The 18,321-nt window shown below is 39.0% G+C and carries 11 protein-coding genes, 2 tRNA genes, 3 rRNA genes and 1 pseudogene; 10 read left to right on the top strand and 7 right to left on the bottom strand.

Annotated elements, in window-relative coordinates; genetic code table 11:
- The first annotated feature begins 89 nt into the window (after positions 1–89).
- The 10 genes and pseudogenes from APB85_RS07630 to APB85_RS07580 all read left to right on the top strand — a co-directional run bounded on the left by APB85_RS07630 (position 90) and on the right by APB85_RS07580 (position 8,744).
- Entirely contained in the window at positions 90–644 is a 555-nt protein-coding gene (locus APB85_RS07630; protein WP_169929150.1) for a TlpA family protein disulfide reductase, read from the top strand.
- Between the two features lie 512 nt (positions 645–1,156).
- Complete coding sequence (locus APB85_RS07620) at positions 1,157–3,001, top strand: PLP-dependent aminotransferase family protein (RefSeq protein ID WP_057481351.1); 1,845 nt, start codon at positions 1,157–1,159, stop codon at positions 2,999–3,001.
- A 220-nt stretch (positions 3,002–3,221) separates the two neighbouring features.
- Complete coding sequence (locus APB85_RS07615; RefSeq protein ID WP_057481352.1) at positions 3,222–3,434, top strand: YgaP family membrane protein; 213 nt, start codon at positions 3,222–3,224, stop codon at positions 3,432–3,434.
- Positions 3,431–4,420, top strand: a complete 990-nt coding sequence (locus APB85_RS07610; RefSeq protein ID WP_057481353.1) for a 2-hydroxyacid dehydrogenase — start codon at positions 3,431–3,433, stop codon at positions 4,418–4,420. Before APB85_RS07615 ends, APB85_RS07610 begins: the two co-directional genes overlap by 4 nt.
- A gap of 261 nt (positions 4,421–4,681) precedes the next feature.
- Positions 4,682–5,110, top strand: coding sequence for a DoxX family protein (locus tag APB85_RS07605; protein ID WP_057481354.1), 429 nt, complete (start codon positions 4,682–4,684; stop codon positions 5,108–5,110).
- A gap of 1 nt (position 5,111) precedes the next feature.
- Positions 5,112–5,567, top strand: a complete 456-nt coding sequence (locus APB85_RS07600) for a MarR family winged helix-turn-helix transcriptional regulator (RefSeq protein ID WP_057481355.1) — start codon at positions 5,112–5,114, stop codon at positions 5,565–5,567.
- 50 nt (positions 5,568–5,617) lie between these two features.
- Positions 5,618–6,601 carry an NADP-dependent oxidoreductase gene (locus APB85_RS07595; protein ID WP_057481356.1) on the top strand — a complete coding sequence of 328 codons (984 nt, stop codon included), beginning with the start codon at positions 5,618–5,620 and terminating at the stop codon, positions 6,599–6,601.
- 55 nt (positions 6,602–6,656) lie between these two features.
- A complete protein-coding gene (locus APB85_RS07590; RefSeq protein WP_057481357.1) occupies positions 6,657–7,286 on the top strand; it encodes an SDR family oxidoreductase in 630 nt (209 codons plus the stop codon).
- An 18-nt stretch (positions 7,287–7,304) separates the two neighbouring features.
- A pseudogene (locus APB85_RS07585) lies at positions 7,305–8,007 on the top strand (type 1 glutamine amidotransferase domain-containing protein).
- A gap of 293 nt (positions 8,008–8,300) precedes the next feature.
- On the top strand, positions 8,301–8,744 hold the full coding sequence (locus APB85_RS07580; protein ID WP_057481358.1) for a hypothetical protein: 444 nt from the start codon (positions 8,301–8,303) through the stop codon (positions 8,742–8,744).
- A gap of 3 nt (positions 8,745–8,747) precedes the next feature.
- Here the strand turns inward: APB85_RS07580 and APB85_RS07575 are convergent, their stop codons facing one another.
- From APB85_RS07575 to APB85_RS07545, 7 genes are all read right to left on the bottom strand, one after another.
- Positions 8,748–9,950, bottom strand: coding sequence for an acetate/propionate family kinase (locus APB85_RS07575; RefSeq protein ID WP_057481359.1), 1,203 nt, complete (start codon positions 9,948–9,950; stop codon positions 8,748–8,750).
- A gap of 6 nt (positions 9,951–9,956) precedes the next feature.
- Positions 9,957–12,050, bottom strand: a complete 2,094-nt coding sequence (gene pta / locus APB85_RS07570) for a phosphate acetyltransferase (protein WP_057481360.1) — start codon at positions 12,048–12,050, stop codon at positions 9,957–9,959.
- Positions 12,051–12,477: 427 nt separating this feature from the next.
- Positions 12,478–12,586 (bottom strand): 5S ribosomal RNA (gene rrf, locus APB85_RS07565).
- A 138-nt stretch (positions 12,587–12,724) separates the two neighbouring features.
- Positions 12,725–15,557, bottom strand: a 23S ribosomal RNA gene (locus APB85_RS07560).
- Positions 15,558–15,916: 359 nt separating this feature from the next.
- Positions 15,917–15,990: transfer RNA gene (locus APB85_RS07555), tRNA-Ala, on the bottom strand.
- 159 nt (positions 15,991–16,149) lie between these two features.
- Positions 16,150–16,223, bottom strand: a tRNA-Ile gene (locus APB85_RS07550).
- A gap of 111 nt (positions 16,224–16,334) precedes the next feature.
- Positions 16,335–17,864 (bottom strand): 16S ribosomal RNA (locus APB85_RS07545).
- The 16S, 23S and 5S rRNA genes sit together here with 2 tRNA genes alongside, the layout of an rRNA operon.
- Positions 17,865–18,321 lie beyond the last annotated feature (457 nt).

Here is an 18,321-nt window from a genome sequence, read left to right as displayed (position 1 = left end):
TATATTATACTTTTAAACAGTTCGTTTTTAAGGGTAGCTTACAGAAGGAAGTAGATAAAGATTTTCCGAAGGGAAAAACGAAAGACGAGTTGATTAAATATGCTCTTCGACTTGGTTTAAGTTTAGACGATCCAATTGACGAAGTAAATGAACTTGTTACCCAAGCTGTTCAGGAGAATTCTTTTAAAGAAGAAATCAATAAAACTTATGTTTCACTAAAAAGATTAGAGAAAGGAAATCCCGCACCTTATTTTGAATTGCAAAATCAAACAGGAGATACATTGTCTTTAAAAGATTTTAAAGGTAAGACTACCTACATTGATATTTGGGCCACCTGGTGCGGACCATGCATTGAAGAAATCCCATCTTTAAAAAAACTTCAAAAGAAATTTCCTAATGTAAATTTTGTTTCTATTTCTATCGACAAGAAAGATAAAATAGCAAATTGGAGGAAATTTTTAAATGATAAAAATTTAAATGCAAGTATTCAATTAGTTGCATTTCAAGATGAAACATTTAAAGAGAATTTCGGAATTAGTGGAATTCCACGGTTTATATTAATCGACAAAAATGGAAATTTAATAGATGTTGACGCAAAAAGACCTTCAAATCCCGATTTAGAAAAGCAACTTTCCAAACTTTAAAATTAGGATCTGCCTTGAATACTGCTCATAACATCGCTTTAGCAAATAAAGGTTATTGGCAAAAAAAAGAACAGTTTTAAAATCCAAATAAAAAGAATATTTAAGCTAACAAGTCTGTATCCTTCTGGAACTTGTAGTAACCACAAATCCTTATAAAGCTAAATTAATTAGTGAAGCTTCTGATATTAAAATGGAGCAGGTTAGAAAAATTAATTATGGAAATAATTTCGATTCAGGAATGAGGTTATTCACCGATAATAACAATTTGAATGAGATCGTAATTAGAGGAACAAGCTCAATATCGAATGGTTTCGCCCCAAGCGATATAATTTACACCGATAATATTTTAGTTATTTGGAACTTGAATTAATGCAAATCAAAAAGAGATAACTTCAATGATCTACAAAATCTATATTTATAAATAGATGTTCCTGTACCATGCAAACATCTTGTTAAGCTATTTTATTCCCACCTAATAAATCTTTATTTTCGAGCTCTTTAAAAGAAAGACGATGAAAGAAAATAAACTGCTTAACTATATTCAAGAGGTATTAAAAAATATGCCAACCGACTGGCTGAAGCTAACCACCCATAGATTGGATATCTATAATGAAAGTTTGGCGAAAACCCAGTTCCTAAAACAATTTGAAGCTTTGTACAAGGCCGATAATTCTAAAAAATTGGCGCTTAGTGAATTACCAACTGCTTTCGACTATATTCGGTTAGGTCATCCCCTATCTTCGGTTCTGGAATGGGGAATTGCTCATTTAAATAATCTAAAGCCAGATAATGTAATTAGTTTTTCTTCAAAAACAATCCCTGTTTTAGCTATCCTTAGAAAGAATTTATTCGACAAGAAGAATACTCAAATTCTCTATACAGGTGAATTGCCCGATTTTTTCGATTTTGAAGCAGTTCGTAGGGTTTATGGATATAATTTCGAATTAAAACAAGTTGAAAGCACAGATGATATCTCTGACTTTAATGGAAGTACCATTTTCATTTCTCAAAATGATGAAATGGGCACTGTGAACCTTAATCCGAAAATTGACTTTTTAATAAGTCTTCATCCTCCATTAGGAAGTCTTTTACTGGTAAATGGTGCGCAAAATGAAGATTACGTTTCTGAAATCCAGCACGTACGAAGAAGAGAGACCATCGCCATGACACCAGACGATTCGTATTCTGCGCTACAACAACTAATAGGGAAATCTTCTTCAACTAAAAGAAAGAACGATGTAGAAACTAACAAAGCAAGAGTAGTAGATTCAATTCACAAGATCACCGCAACAAAATCTAATGTTCAGCTTGGTTCTTGCGGACTTTCCATTCAGTACGCTATAATGATGGGCCTTATTGACGACGCCCTGGAAAAACACCCAGGGAAAGACATTAAAATTATTGTTCCCCCAAACTGCTATGGCGGAACTAATGACCAGGCAAGAAGGGTTGCTGCCTGCGTTAAAAAAGTTGAAATTCTAGATTTACCCGTAGATGGTAATAACGATATGGTTAAAAGTACAGATAGGGTTCTGGCACAGGTTGCCAGAGAAGGTGCTGTTCCATATATTATTGCTGAAATTCCTACAAACCCAAGAGTTGAAGTTCCAGATTTGGAAGAGTTAAGAGCTGTTTTGAGCAAGACCAGAAAAACTACTAACGATGAAGTTGCCATCGATCCCGTTTTTATCCTGGACCAAACATTTTGTCCAAATATTCAGTTTTTAAGTAAAGATGGCATCCTATCCTCTATTAGAACTATCTCATACGTTAGTGGTTCGAAATTTCCGAGTGGCGGAAAATGTACGGCCGGTTATTGTGTTGCCAATGAAAAAGCTGAAGAATTAATGTCCGTCATAGAAAAACATCTTAAACTATGCGATAACGAGGCTACAGATCTTCAAGTTGAAATATTAGCTGAACAATTGCCTTCAATGAATCAAAGGATTAAAGATGCTTATAAAAACACACGTGAATTTGTAAGCTTTATCGAAAAAAAATTGCCTGAGGCTAAAATTAATTTCGTTTCAGAAGATTTGGCTGACCAAGGCTTTACACCTTCTGTTTTTTCACTGGATCTTCCTACTAAAGGTAATACAGAAGAGGAAAGAGAGTCATATAAAAGAGCCCTGAATCAAAAGCTCATCAATATGATGATTAGTGAAATTCCTAATGAAAGTAAGTATTGTGTGAGTTATGGACAATTAAAAGGATGCTACTGGACCATACCTGCAACTTCTACCCAAGGAACCACGAAAGAAGATGACAAAGATTATATTGCCAGGGTATCAGTATCACCAAATCTAGACCTGGAACACCATAAAAAAGTTTTTTCAGACTTTGTTGAACAAATTTAATCCCAACGGAGGTGCTTTGCACCTCCGTTATTTTTTCTACGGAATTTCTTTTATTCCTCAATTGCCACTAATAACCTAAAATTTCTTATCCTGAAGATTGTATAAACTCCTCCACAAACTTTAGATCCCATCATTTACCAAATAACCTGACGGTAATCAGTTTATAGCAGTTGTAGATAGCTTAACTTTGATTTTATACTGACGCTTTAATATTTATACGATGAGAAAAAATATGGGTTCAGCAGATAAAATTATTAGATTAATAATAGCTGCAATTATAGGGTTACTTTATTTTACAGGAACAATTTCAGGAACAGTGGGTATTGTGCTTTTAGTACTTGCCGGTATATTCGTTTTAACAAGTTTTATTAGCTTTTGTCCACTTTATGCTCCCTTCGGAATAAGCACCTGTTCTGTAAAACAAACGAAATGAAAATTGCCGTATTTAGTACAAAATCTTACGATCAGGAATACTTTGAAAATTATTCAATAGATAGCCGCTATACTTTTTCATTTTTTGAAACTGCTCTCAATAAAGATACAGCGAGTTTAACCAATGGCTTTGACGCCGTATGCATTTTTGTGAACGATAGGGTTGATAAGAATACAATAAAAATTCTTTCAAAAAATGGAATTAGACTAATTGCTTTAAGATGTGCCGGTTTTAATAATGTAGATATTGAAGCCGCAAAAAGTAACAACATAAAAGTTGTAAGAGTTCCTGCTTATTCCCCCGAGGCTGTTGCAGAGCACGCCGTAGCGTTGATCTTAACCTTAAATAGAAAAACCCATAAAGCCTACAACAGGGTTCGGGAAGGAAACTTTTCTCTAAAAAATCTTATAGGATTTAATCTTTACGGTAAAACCATAGGAGTTATTGGTACAGGACAAATAGGCGCAACCTTTTGTCGTATAATAAAAGGTTTTGGATGTAAGATTATTGCCTTTGATGTTTCGAAGTCTGATGAACTGGTTCAGCAGGGTGTAGAATACCTATCCTTAGACGAAGTCTTCCAGCAGTGTGATATTTTGTCTTTGCACTGCCCGCTAAATGCTAGCACCAAACATATAGTAAATGAAAAGTCAATTGCATTGATGAAAGACGGCGTTATGATTATAAATACCAGCAGGGGTGCACTAATCAATACCGCCGATGTGATAACGGGTCTAACTAGCAAGAAAATAGGATACTTAGGAATTGATGTTTATGAGCAGGAAGAAAAACTGTTTTTTGAAGATCTCTCTGAAAGTATAATTGAAGATGATCTTATTCTGAAGTTAATCAGCTTTCCAAATGTATTGATAACTTCACATCAGGCATATTTCACCAAAGAAGCAATGGATGAAATAACCACAACAACCCTTCAAAACATTGAGGCTTTTGATAAAAACCTGGAATTAAAAAATGAAGTAGTATAGAAAGATAAAAAAGCTCTATCAAGTATTTGACTGAGCTTTATTTATTATTACTCATTAAACTCTACTCTAAACTCATATTTCCTCCTGTATCCGCACTATTTCCATTAATATTTCTCTCAATATTCTTCCTAACATTTAAAAAAATAGATCTTTCTTATCTCTAATAAACGAATTCTATTAGAAATCGGTATTGGAACCTTTTAAGTTACTTAAATTTGTATCGTGCACGATTTAATTTTGCACGATAAAAAATATAAAGTAATGAAAGGAAAAGTTGAAACAACACTAACGCAAAACATTTTTAGAGTCTTACTTGCTCTATTTATGACTTATGCTGGCTTTAGCCACTTAACATTTAATAGAATAGAATTCCAGGCTCAGGTGCCAGATTGGCTTCCATTAAGTAAAGATTTAGTAGTTATTTTGTCAGGGATAGTTGAAATGGCATTAGGCCTCGCACTACTATTTTGGAAAAAGCAACGTGCTACAATTGGCTGGGCGTTAGCGATTTTCTTTGTACTTGTTTTTCCCGGTAATGTTGCACAGTATTTAGATGGCAAAGATGCCTTTGGAGCTTTAGATTCAGATAGAGCAAGATTAATAAGGCTTTTCTTTCAACCGGTGCTTATAGCCTGGGCCCTTTGGTCTTCCGGCGCGTGGAGAGCCTGGAGAAACTCTAAAAAGAAATAGTATGGATGATGAGCAATTAAAATTGAACAATCAGATCTGTTTTCCTATTTATTCGGTTTCAAGACTAATTACAAAAGCCTACAAACCCTTTTTGGAAGAAATGGGCTTAACTTATCCGCAGTATTTAGTTTTACTGGTATTATGGGAAAACGATAATATATCGATGAATACAATAGGAGAAAAATTATTGCTGAATACCAATACCCTATCTCCCCTGGTAAAGCGTATGGAGAAAATGGAGTTGCTGCGTCGTAAACGCTCCAAAAAAGATGAAAGAAGTGTATTTATTCAACTTACGGCAAAAGGAAAGGAGCTAAAAAATAAAGCAGTCCCAATCCCGGAAAAACTTCTAAATACTTTATTAACGGAAGATGTAAGCCTTACAGAAATAATGCTTTTAAAAGATACGCTGAATAAATGGTCTGATATTCTTTCAGAAAAGCAGAATGACAAATAATTAATATTAACTTACTGATAAATAAATTCTTGAAATAAAAAGCAATTGATATGAAAGCACTACAAATAGTAAAATACGGAGAAATTAAAGAAAGTTTATCCATCAATGAGATCGAAAAACCATCGGTACAGGCAAATGATATTTTAGTTGAAGTTAAAGCTGCTTCTCTAAATCCTATTGATTATAAAATGGCACAGGGATATTTAAAAGAAATGGTACCGCTGGATCTTCCGGTAACCATAGGATTTGATGTTAGTGGCGTTGTTGCGGAAAAGGGCAATGAGGTAACTAATTTTGAGGTAGGCGATGAAATTTACGCCAGGGTGCCACACGAACAAATGGGTACGGTAGCAGAATTTGTAACCATAAACAGCGATAAAGTTGCTAAAAAACCGGAAAATATTTCTTTTGAAGAAGCTTCAGGACTTCCGTTAACAGGCCTTACCGCGATCCAGGCTCTTGAAAAAGCTGGAATAAAAGAGGATGATAGAATTCTTATTCACGCCGGCTCCGGTGGTGTGGGTAGTTTTGCCATTCAGTATGCCAAAGCAAAAGGAGCTATCGTTTATACAACTACCAGTACTAAAAATGTAGATTGGGTGAAGGCCCTGGGAGCTGATAGGGTAATAGATTATAAAGAGGAAGATTATAAAGAAGTTGCGAATAATTTGGATATCGTTTTTGACACCTTGGGTGATGATTATACGTTTGATGCCTTCGAAATTATTAAAGAAGGTGGAGTCGTAACTTCAATAGCAGGTCCGCCTAGTGAAGAATCGGCCAAAATAATGGGAATCAATGATTATGAATTACCAGAACAATTATCAAAACTGGTTAAAGATAAATCGGCAGTTTATAAACACACCTGGATGCAGCCCAATTCAGCCCAATTGAATGAGATCAAAACCATGGTTGAAGAAGGTGATATTAAACCAATAGTAGATCTAATTTATTCTTTTGAGGATGGAGTTAATGCCTATCAATACCTTTCTACTGGAAGAGCACAGGGAAAAGTAATCATAAGCTTATCCTAAATCTCGTTAGAATTAACCAATAGATTATATATTATATTTAAATAAAAAAATAGCTATGAAAAAGAAAAATGTATTAGTTGCCGGCGCGAACGGTAGCACGGGAAGAATAATTATCGACTTATTAAAAAAATCCGAAAAATACCAACCCATTGCGATGGTTAGAAAACAGGAGCAAAAAAAGCATTTTGAAAAAGAAAATGTGGCAACTGTACTTGGTGACCTGGAGGAAGATTTAAATGAAGCTGTAAAAGGTGCTCACAAGGTTATTTTTGCAGCAGGTTCAGGTGGAAAAAAGGTTGTTGAAATTGACCAGGAAGGTGCTAAAAGATTTACAGATGCAGCCAAAAATGCAGGAGCTGAAAAATTTGTGATGCTTAGTTCCATGGGCGCAGACAATCCCAGTATTGGTGGAGAGCTTGAAGATTATCTTAAAGCCAAAGGGAATGCTGATGATTATTTACAAAAGAGCGGTTTAGCTTATACGATTGTTAGACCGGGAGCACTTACCAATGAAGAGGGTTCTGGTAAAATTCAATTAAAAGAGAAATTAGAAGAACAGGAAAGTATTTCCCGGGCCAATGTTGCTCAAACTCTAGTAGAAGTACTGGACAATGACGTTAAGCAGAGCCAAATTTTTGAAATTCTTGATGGCGAGACTCCAATTGAAAAAGCAGTGCGTAGTTAAGAAGTTTCAAATACTTAAATGAATAAAGAAAAAATGAAAGATATGAAAGTACTATTTGTATTAACCTCTCATGACAAATTGGGAGACACAGGAGAAAAAACAGGATTTTGGATTGAAGAGTTCGCAGCACCTTATTACAACTTATTAGATAAGGGGGTTGATATAACTGTTGCCACACCCAATGGTGGAAAAAGCACCAATCGATCCAAATAGCGAAGGAGAAGAAGCTCAAACCGAAGATACTAAACGTTACTACAAAGACGAAGCAGCTCAAAAAGTGATTAACAACACGGTAAAATTAGAAACGCTTAATGCTGAAGATTTTGACGCTGTATTCTACCCTGGAGGCCACGGTCCGCTTTGGGATCTGGCAGAAGATAAAACTTCCATATCCTTGATAGAAGCCTTTAACAAGCAGCATAAACCAATTGGTTTTGTGTGTCACGCACCGGCAGCTCTTAAAAACGTAAAAAATGAAAATGGTGAACCTTTAGTAAAAGGAAAAAAAGTAACCGGTTTTACTAATACGGAAGAAGAAGCGGTGCAATTAACGAATGTAGTTCCATTTTTAGTGGAAAATATGCTAAAAGAAAACGGAGGGATTTATTCTAAAACAGATGACTGGGGAGTTCAGGTGCTTAAAGATGGTAATTTGATTACCGGCCAAAACCCTGCTTCTTCAAATAAAGCATCCGAAATATTATATGAGTCGCTTAAATAATAGAAGCGAACTAAATTTAAAGCCTGTAACAAGAAAAGTTACAGGCTTTTTTATGCTTATATTTTATTATGATTAAAACTGTTCACTGTTCACATAAAGAAGAAATGTAATTTTATAACCTAATATAATTGAATTCATTAGTAGAACTAATAAAATTACGGCTTTCATATTAAGAATTTTTTAGTAATTGTTTCTTCTTATTTAACAGCGAATTCTTCTTAATTCTTGTAATTTCAATATGAATATCAACCCTACTTCTTAAAATATTCGTTGAAATTTGAAAGCTGAAAGTGATGTTGAGGAAACCTTCTGAAGTAGATTATCTTGAAAATTATTATATCGCCAATTATACTGCTGCGATATACTATAAACATGCTATTTTAACCACCAAAAAGCCTTATTTAAAGCGTCTTTTTAAGTCCTTATACAATCATAAAAAAGCGCTTAAAAATGATTTGGATAAACATATTCTAGACGCTCGAGATCAGAAGTATCTGGACGAACTTATAGTTAAATGTAAAAAGGAGGTAGTAAAAATGCAGAAAAAATTAAGTTCTTCTTCTAATTTAAAAACAGGAAGAATATGTACCGATATGGAGAACTATTTCGGTAAACAATTAAAACACACTCTTGGCTTATTAACCGATGGAAAATTGAGAAACACCCTTTTATCGCATAAACATTCTTCTGATTCTTTACGAAACCAATTAATCACGGTAAGTAAATACCTAATCTAAACACTATACTTCCTCGGCCTTAGTTTCTAGTTTATAGGCTTGTTTAGCGATTTCCAATTCTTCATTTGTAGGAATAACCAAAATTTTCACCTTAGAATCATCAGCATTTATAGTTCTCAATTTTTTTGAACGTTCCTTATTCTTTTCCTCGTTAAGTTCAATTCCTAAGAAATCCATATCATTACACACTAAACTTCTAATTACATCACTGTTTTCTCCAATTCCGGCAGTAAATATCAGGGCATCCACGCCATTCATTGCAGCAGCATAAGCACCAATATATTTTTTAATTCGGTAGGCATTCATATCCAATGCTAATTGGCATTGTCTATTTCCTTTCGATGCATTTTCTTCGATATCCCTAAGATCACTAAAACCGGTAAGTCCGTACATCCCACTTTCTTTGTGCAAAATATCACTCACTTCTTGTGGAGAATAACCTAATTGATCTATTAGATAAAAAATAACCGATTGGTCTATGTCACCGCTTCTGGTTCCCATAATAAGTCCATTAACCGGTGAAAAGCCCATCGAATGATCTATACTTTTACCATTATGCACCGCGGTCATACTGCAACCATTTCCTAAGTGAATACTTATAATTTTTGAATTCTCAGTTTTAAGATGGTCTATAGCCTTCTCTGTCACGAATTTGTGACTAATCCCATGAAATCCATATAGTTGAATATGTTTTTCTTCAAAAAATTCCTTCGGAATAGCATATTGCGCAGCTCTTTTAGGAATAGTTCTATGAAAAGCTGTATCAAAAACAGTAACTTGCCTGGCTTTTGGAAAAAGTTTTTCAGCCACTTCTATTCCTTCCAAATTGGCAGGATTGTGCAATGGCGCCAGGGAGAAAAAATCTTTTATTTTAGCTTTAACTTCAGCGTTTACTTCTACTGTCTTAGAAAAATTATCTCCTCCATGAACAACCCGGTGTCCAATAGCAGCTATATCTTCGGCATTCTTAATCACACCTTTTTCAGGGCTCATTAAAAGATTGGTAATGGCCTCTAAAGCTATTGAGTGATCTTTCGCTGAAAGCTCTTCAGAAATTGATTCCTTATCTGTTTTAAAATGAAGTTTAGCACCATCCAGGCCAATTCGTTCCACCATTCCTGAAGCTAACACCACTTCTGCTGGCATCTGGATTAATTGAAATTTTAAAGATGAACTTCCTGAATTTATAATTAAAATATTTTTCATATTGAATTATATTCCTTGTGCCTGAATGGCGGTTAAAATAACTGTATTATATATGTCGGCAACGGTACATCCGCGGCTTAAATCGTTTACCGGCTTATTCAAGCCTTGAAGCATAGGCCCAATGGCAAGTGCTCCAGTTTCTCTTTGCACCGCTTTATAAGTGTTGTTTCCTGTATTTAAATCGGGGAAAATTAAAACATTTGCCTGTCCTGCAACTTCAGATTCTGGTAGTTTACTTTTACCAATGCTAATATCTACTGCAGCATCATATTGAATGGGCCCTTCTATTTTTAGATCTGGTCTTCTTTTCCGAACAATTTCAGTAGCTTCTCTTACTCTATCCACATCGGCTCCCTTCCCTGAAGATCCAGATGAATAGGATAGCATCGCAATTTTTGGTTCGATACCAAAGGACGAAGCACTTTCAGCTGAAGAAATAGTGATTTCTGATAATTCTTCGGCTGTAGGATTTGGATTGATGGCACAGTCTCCAAATACTGAAACTCTATCCTCTAAACACATAAAGAATACTGAAGAAACCACTGAAACATTTGGTTTGGTTTTAATAAACTGAAGTGCCGGTAATATCGTGTGTTGCGTAGTATGTGCTGCTCCAGACACCATCCCGTCAGCGTGACCTTTATGAATCATCATTGTTCCATAATAAGACACATCACTCATTCGATCCTTGGCCATATCCATATTCACACCTTTATGCTTTCTCAACTCGTAGAAAGTTTCGGCATAATCCTGGAAATTTGGGGAATTAATAGGATCTATAATATTTACTTTTGAAAAATCAAGATCTAAAGCAATTTTAGCAACCGTTTTATGTATAGCATCCACATCTCCCAGCAAAGTGAGTTCTACCAGGTCCATATCTATTAGGCGCTTGGCCGCGGTAAGAATACGCTCGTCAGTTCCTTCAGGCAATACAATATGCTTTTTACTTTGTCTGGCTCGTTTAACCAGACTGTATTGAAACATTCTTGGAGTAATTCCCTGGGGCTTATAGTTAATCAACTTTTCAACCAAAGGATCAAAAGAAACATAACGTTCAAAAATACTTATGGTAGTTTGTATCTTCTGAATACTGTCTGCATAAATATTAGACTTAATGGCACCTACTTTATTGGTTACGGCAAAAGTTCCTTCCTGAACTGAAATCATAGGAACTATGTCAGATAAACCTTCAATTAATTTTAAAATTGATTCTTCGGGTGTTAGACCACCGGTTAGAATTATCCCTGAGATTCTCGGGTAATTACTGGAAATATTTGCCTGAAGGGCACCAAGAATAATATCTGCTCTATCGCCAGGTGTAATTACAAGACTTTCATTTTTTAAGGTGGTTAGATAATTGCGTAACTGCATAGCTCCAACCCCAAAATTCCCTGTTTGATTATCAAGAAAATCGTGGCCAAATAAAACCTTCCCATCTAATACTTTTACGATCTCTTTTAAGGTAGGATTATTAAGTGTATCTATTAAAGGGATTGCAAATACACCAACATCTTCGGGTAGAAAGCCTCGCATATTTTTTTTAGCCGGCTCCAGGTTATCTTGCTGAATTTTATTACTTACCATGGCCATTACCTGCACTTCTTTATCTTTAAAAGCTCGATAAGCCATTTGTTGATTGCCTAAAAGTTCTTCCCAGTTTTTAAACTGCCCACTAACAACTATTATAACAGGAATACCAAGGTTTTTGGCAATTACTACATTAACATCAAATTCAAAAACACTCCCCTCTCCAGAAAAATCACTTCCTTCTACAAGTATAAAATCGAATTCTTCTTCCAGCTTTTTATACTTGCTGATAACGGTATCCATGATCTCACCAGATTTTCCCTCATTCCTTTTCTGAATCACTTCACTTCGGGTAAACGCATAAGTATCTTCGTATGGAATTTTTAAATCGAAATAACTTAAAACAGTATCTATATGGTTGTCTCGTTCGCCTTCTACAACATCATTAATAATAGGCCTAAAGTATCCTACTTTTACCATCTTACCAAGTAGGGTTCTCATTAGTCCCAGTGAGATCATAGATTTACCACTGTGGGATTCCAGCGTGGCGATATAAATTCCTTTATTCATAGTATATAAATTATAGGGCAAAAATAAAGTTATTAAAACAAAACAACTTTTAAGTTTCTCCTAAAAGATATTAAACCTGATATGAATCATCTTTTAAATAAAGGCATAAAATCAAGCTTTATCTATCCATATATTATATTGAAATTTACAATGAAAACCAAAATTGAAAATAACTATTGGTTAATGAAGAACTTCTCTGAAGTATAGAATAGAGTATCTCTGACTTTCGGGTATAAAAAAACCCTTCACCAAATGAATGATGAAGGGTTTCAAAGAAAGGCGGTGACATATTAAATGACCACCTTTGAATACAAGTGCTTGCACGCAGTATGAAAAGCTGTGGGAATTAATCCCGCTACGCAGCGGGACCTCACACAAGATTATGCAAAAAAAAAGACCCTTACAACTTAATGCAAGGGTCTTCAAAGAAAGGCGGTGACATACTCTCCCACAAATAGCAGTACCATCTGCGCTAACGGGCTTAACTTCTCTGTTCGGAATGGGAAGAGGTGAGCCCCGTTGCCATAACCACCTTAAGTCTTTGAGTTTGGCATAACACGTCTTTAAACGCCCTATCCAACTCCTAATAAGTTGACATATTTAAGAAACAAAGAATATAGATAAACTCAAGATAAAGCATTCAAGTCCCCACACCTCTTGCAAGGCGTGGGAATCGCATCAAGCTTTACGGATTATTAGTACCACTCGGCTATGACATTGCTGCCTTTACACCTGTGGCCTATCAACGTGGTCGTCTCCCACGGTCCTTTAAAGAAATCTCATCTTGTGGTGGGTTTCGCGCTTATATGCTTTCAGCGCTTATCCCTTCCCAACGTAGCTACCCAGCAATGCTCCTGGCGGAACAACTGGTGCACCAGAGGTTGGTCCAATCCGGTCCTCTCGTACTAGGATCAGGTCCACTCAAATTTCTAACGCCCACTACAGATAGAGACCGAACTGTCTCACGACGTTCTGAACCCAGCTCGCGTGCCACTTTAATGGGCGAACAGCCCAACCCTTGGGACCTTCTCCAGCCCCAGGATGTGACGAGCCGACATCGAGGTGCCAAACCCCCCCGTCGATGTGAGCTCTTGGGGGAGATCAGCCTGTTATCCCCGGCGTACCTTTTATCCTTTGAGCGATGACCCTTCCATGCGGTGTCACCGGATCACTATGCTCTACTTTCGTACCTGATCGACCTGTATGTCTCTCAGTCAAGCTCCCTTTTGCCATTGCACTCTACGCACGGTTACCAAGCGTGCTGAGGGAACCTTTAGAAGCCTCCGTTACTCTTTTGGAGGCGACCACCCCAGTCAAACTACCCACCAAGCACTGTCCCTCAATAATGAGGTTAGGCTCCGAACAAGTAAAGGGTGGTATTTCAACAATGACTCCACACCGCCTGGCGACGGCGCTTCAAAGTCTCCCACCTATCCTACACATCACTTGTCCAAAGTCAATACTAAGCTATAGTAAAGGTGCACGGGGTCTTTTCGTCCCGTAGCGGGTAATCGGCATCTTCACCGATACTACAATTTCACCGAGCTCATGGCTGAGACAGTGTCCAGATCGTTGCACCATTCGTGCAGGTCGGAACTTACCCGACAAGGAATTTCGCTACCTTAGGACCGTTATAGTTACGGCCGCCGTTTACTGGGGCTTCAATTCAATGCTTCGCCGAAGCTAACATCTCCTCTTAACCTTCCAGCACCGGGCAGGTGTCAGGCCCTATACATCATCTTTCGATTTAGCAGAGCCCTGTGTTTTTGATAAACAGTCGCCTGGACCTCTTCACTGCGGCCCCGCCGAAGCGGGGCGACCCTTCTCCCGAAGTTACGGGCCCATTTTGCCTAGTTCCTTAGCCATGAATCTCTCGAGCACCTTAGAATTCTCATCCCAACTACCTGTGTCGGTTTATGGTACGGGTTGCCTCCACTCGCTTTTCTTGGAAGTCGATCCGCTGGATTATCACGCCGGCCGAAGCTTTTGTGTACTATCGGGGTGTTACCACTCCCTTCAACGTGCTATTCCGTCAGCACGCACCAACTTTTCGCCTCCGTCCGCTTTAACGTGGGGCAAGTACAGAAATATTAATCTGTTGTCCATCGACTACCCCTTTCGGGTTCGCCTTAGGTCCCGACTAACCCCCAGCTGATTAGCATAGCTGGGGAAACCTTAGTCTTTCGGTGTGCAGGTTTCTCGCCTGCATTATCGTTACTTATGCCTACATTTTCTTTTGTAACCAATCCAGCATACCTCGCAGTACACCTTCATCTCTGTTACAATGCTCCCCTACCACTCCATATCTAAATATGAAATCCATAGCTTCGGTAATATGTTTATGCCCGATTATTATCCATGCCGGACCGCTCGACTAGTGAGCTGTTACGCACTCTTTAAATGAATGGCTGCTTCCAAGCCAACATCCTAGCTGTCTGGGCAGTCCAACCGCGTTTCTTCAACTTAACATATATTTTGGGACCTTAGCTGATGGTCTGGGTTCTTTCCCTCTCGGACACGGACCTTAGCACCCATGCCCTCACTGATATAAAACATTTTATAGCATTCGGAGTTTGTCAGGAATTGGTAGGCGGTGAAGCCCCCGCATCCAATCAGTAGCTCTACCTCTATAAAACTATTATACCGCTGCACCTAAATGCATTTCGGGGAGTACGAGCTATTTCCGAGTTTGATTGGCCTTTCACCCCTACCCTCAGGTCATCCCAAGACTTTTCAACGTCAACGGGTTCGGTCCTCCACTATGTGTTACCACAGCTTCAACCTGCCCAAGGGTAGATCACACGGTTTCGCGTCTACCATTACCAACTTAAACCGCCCTATTAAGACTCGCTTTCGCTACGGCTCCACAGCTGAACTGCTTAACCTTGCTGGAAACGGTAACTCGTAGGCTCATTATGCAAAAGGCACGCCGTCACCCCAAAGGGCTCCGACCGCTTGTAAGCGTATGGTTTCAGGATCTATTTCACTCCCTTGTTCAGGGTTCTTTTCACCTTTCCCTCACGGTACTGGTTCACTATCGGTCTCTCAGGAGTATTTAGCCTTGGCGGATGGTCCCGCCGGATTCATACAGGGTTTCTCGTGCCCCGCACTACTCAGGATACCACTATCGTTACATTCTTTACCTATACCGGGCTGTCACCGTCTATGGCCAGGCTTTCCAACCTGTTCTAATTCTGTTTGCAACAAATGTTGTGGTCCTACAACCCCATAAGGTCCGTAAACCTTATGGTTTGGGCTAATGCGCGTTCGCTCGCCGCTACTAGCGCAATCACTATTGTTTTCTCTTCCTCCGGGTACTTAGATGTTTCAGTTCTCCGGGTTTGCCTCCTTGCGGATACTTAACCTTCAGTTAAGTGGGTTGCCCCATTCGGATATCTGCGGATCAACTTGTATGTGCCAATCCCCGCAGCTTTTCGCAGCTTATCACGTCCTTCTTCGCCTCTGAGAGCCTAGGCATTCCCCATACGCCCTTATCTAGCTTGTATGCTTCTTGCTTATGCTCGAATTTCTCGTGACCTTAATCACAATGTATTCTATTAATTTAATTTACCTCGTTATAAAATTTAACTTCTATAACTGTAGTTTTCTCGTATTCTTTGTTTCTCAATATGTCAATGAACTTTTTTCCTCTCTAGCAACCTAAGCTCGATGGTAACCAAACGAATATGCAAAACGCATTTCCTGATTGTTTAAATTACCTATCTCCCTTAAATCTCAAGGAATCGTGGAGAATATCGGAGTCGAACCGATGACCTTCCCGATGTGAAATCGGGACGCTCTAGCACCCTTAATGTGCAAAATCTCTTCAAAATGTAATGAACTTAACAGCAATCTTACTGTTACAGTGGAGAATATCGGAGTCGAACCGATGACCTCCTGCGTGCAAGGCAGGCGCTCTAGCCAGCTGAGCTAATCCCCCGTCTTTTAGTTGCCAGTTAACCAGTTATTAGTTAACAGTACTTATAACGGCTACTCAACCTCTAAAATTTCCTTTCAATTTGTAATGAACATACTTGTCTCAAATTCAAATAACTTTGAACTATTCACCTTTAACTTTAAACTGCGCTTTAGCGCGTCGTAGTCTCAGGCAGACTCGAACTGCCGACCTCTACATTATCAGTGTAGCGCTCTAACCAGCTGAGCTATGAGACTGTCCTTTATTCTTTAAATATTAAATCGACAGCTATAGAATCAAGACCAAAAAAGATCTTTAAGCACTTCCCTTTTGATTATTGCGCATTGCCTTAAAAGGCGTTGCTCTAGAAAGGAGGTGTTCCAGCCGCACCTTCCGGTACGGCTACCTTGTTACGACTTAGCCCCAGTTACCAGTTTTACCCTAGGCGGCTCCTTGCGGTGACCGACTTCAGGTACCCCCGGCTTCCATGGCTTGACGGGCGGTGTGTACAAGGCCCGGGAACGTATTCACCGCATCATGGCTGATATGCGATTACTAGCGATTCCAGCTTCACGCAGTCGAGTTGCAGACTGCGATCCGAACTGTGATAGGGTTTGTAGATTCGCTCCTTCTCGCGAAGTGGCTGCTCTCTGTCCCTACCATTGTAGCACGTGTGTGGCCCAGGACGTAAGGGCCGTGATGATTTGACGTCATCCCCACCTTCCTCGCGGTTTGCACCGGCAGTCTGGCTAGAGTTCCCGACATTACTCGCTGGCAACTAACCACAGGGGTTGCGCTCGTTATAGGACTTAACCTGACACCTCACGGCACGAGCTGACGACAACCATGCAGCACCTTGTAATCTGTCCGAAGAAAAGTCTGTTTCCAGACCTGTCAGACTACATTTAAGCCCTGGTAAGGTTCCTCGCGTATCATCGAATTAAACCACATGCTCCACCGCTTGTGCGGGCCCCCGTCAATTCCTTTGAGTTTCATTCTTGCGAACGTACTCCCCAGGTGGGTTACTTATCACTTTCGCTTAACCACTCAGCCCTCAATTGGGCCGAACAGCTAGTAACCATCGTTTACGGCGTAGACTACCAGGGTATCTAATCCTGTTCGCTACCTACGCTTTCGTCCATCAGCGTCAGTATATTATTAGTGATCTGCCTTCGCAATCGGTATTCTGAGTAATATCTATGCATTTCACCGCTACACTACTCATTCTAACCACTTCATAATAACTCAAGACAATCAGTATCAATGGCAGTTCTCCCGTTGAGCGGAAGACTTTCACCACTGACTTAACTGCCCGCCTACGGACCCTTTAAACCCAATGATTCCGGATAACGCTTGGATCCTCCGTATTACCGCGGCTGCTGGCACGGAGTTAGCCGATCCTTATTCGCAGAGTACCGTCAAACCCCCACACGTGGGGGTGGTTCTTCCTCTGTAAAAGCAGTTTACAACCCATAGGGCAGTCTTCCTGCACGCGGCATGGCTGGATCAGGCTCTCGCCCATTGTCCAATATTCCTCACTGCTGCCTCCCGTAGGAGTCTGGTCCGTGTCTCAGTACCAGTGTGGGGGATCTCCCTCTCAGGACCCCTACCTATCGCTGCCTTGGTAAGCCGTTACCTTACCAACTAACTAATAGGACGCATACCCATCTAATAGCCATAAATGTTTAATATAAACTTCAGGAGAAGTTTATATACTATGAGGCATTAATCCAAGTTTCCCTGGGCTATTCCCCGCTAAAAGGTAGGTTGTATACGCGTTACGCACCCGTGCGCCGGTCGTCATCAGAAAAGCAAGCTTTCCTATGTTACCCCTCGACTTGCATGTGTTAGGCCTGCCGCTAGCGTTCATCCTGAGCCAGGATCAAACTCTTCATCGTTGTTTCTTAAATATAATTACAACAATCAATCGTCTGTACTCAAAAATGACTTATCTAGTCTTAATTCTAAATTATTTGTATCATTCTTCTCTCGAAAAATGTACGCGCTGTCAATTCAATAAATCAATGAACTTCCCCGATCTTACTCGGGATATTCTTGCCGAAATTAAAGGACTCGAACCTCTTGTTTTACTTACCCACCCGGGATTTCTTTTCAGTATTTTTGGGAACTCAGTTGCGCCGTAAGCGGCTGCAAATATACAATGCTTTTTCTTTATCCGCCAAATCTTTTTTAGAAAAATTTTTGACTTTTTTTTAAAGCTTTCCATTCTCAAAAGAACTTCAAAACAACTCCCGTTTCTATTAAAAACCTTCGCTGTTTTTGCGGCTGCAAATATACACCCTCTTTTGATTCTGGCAAGTAAAAAAATAAGTTTTTTTTACTTTTATTTTTTTA

The sequence above is a fragment of the Salegentibacter mishustinae genome (assembly GCF_002900095.1).
Lineage (GTDB): Bacteria > Bacteroidota > Bacteroidia > Flavobacteriales > Flavobacteriaceae > Salegentibacter > Salegentibacter mishustinae.
This window is presented reverse-complemented; position numbering and strand designations above follow the sequence as displayed.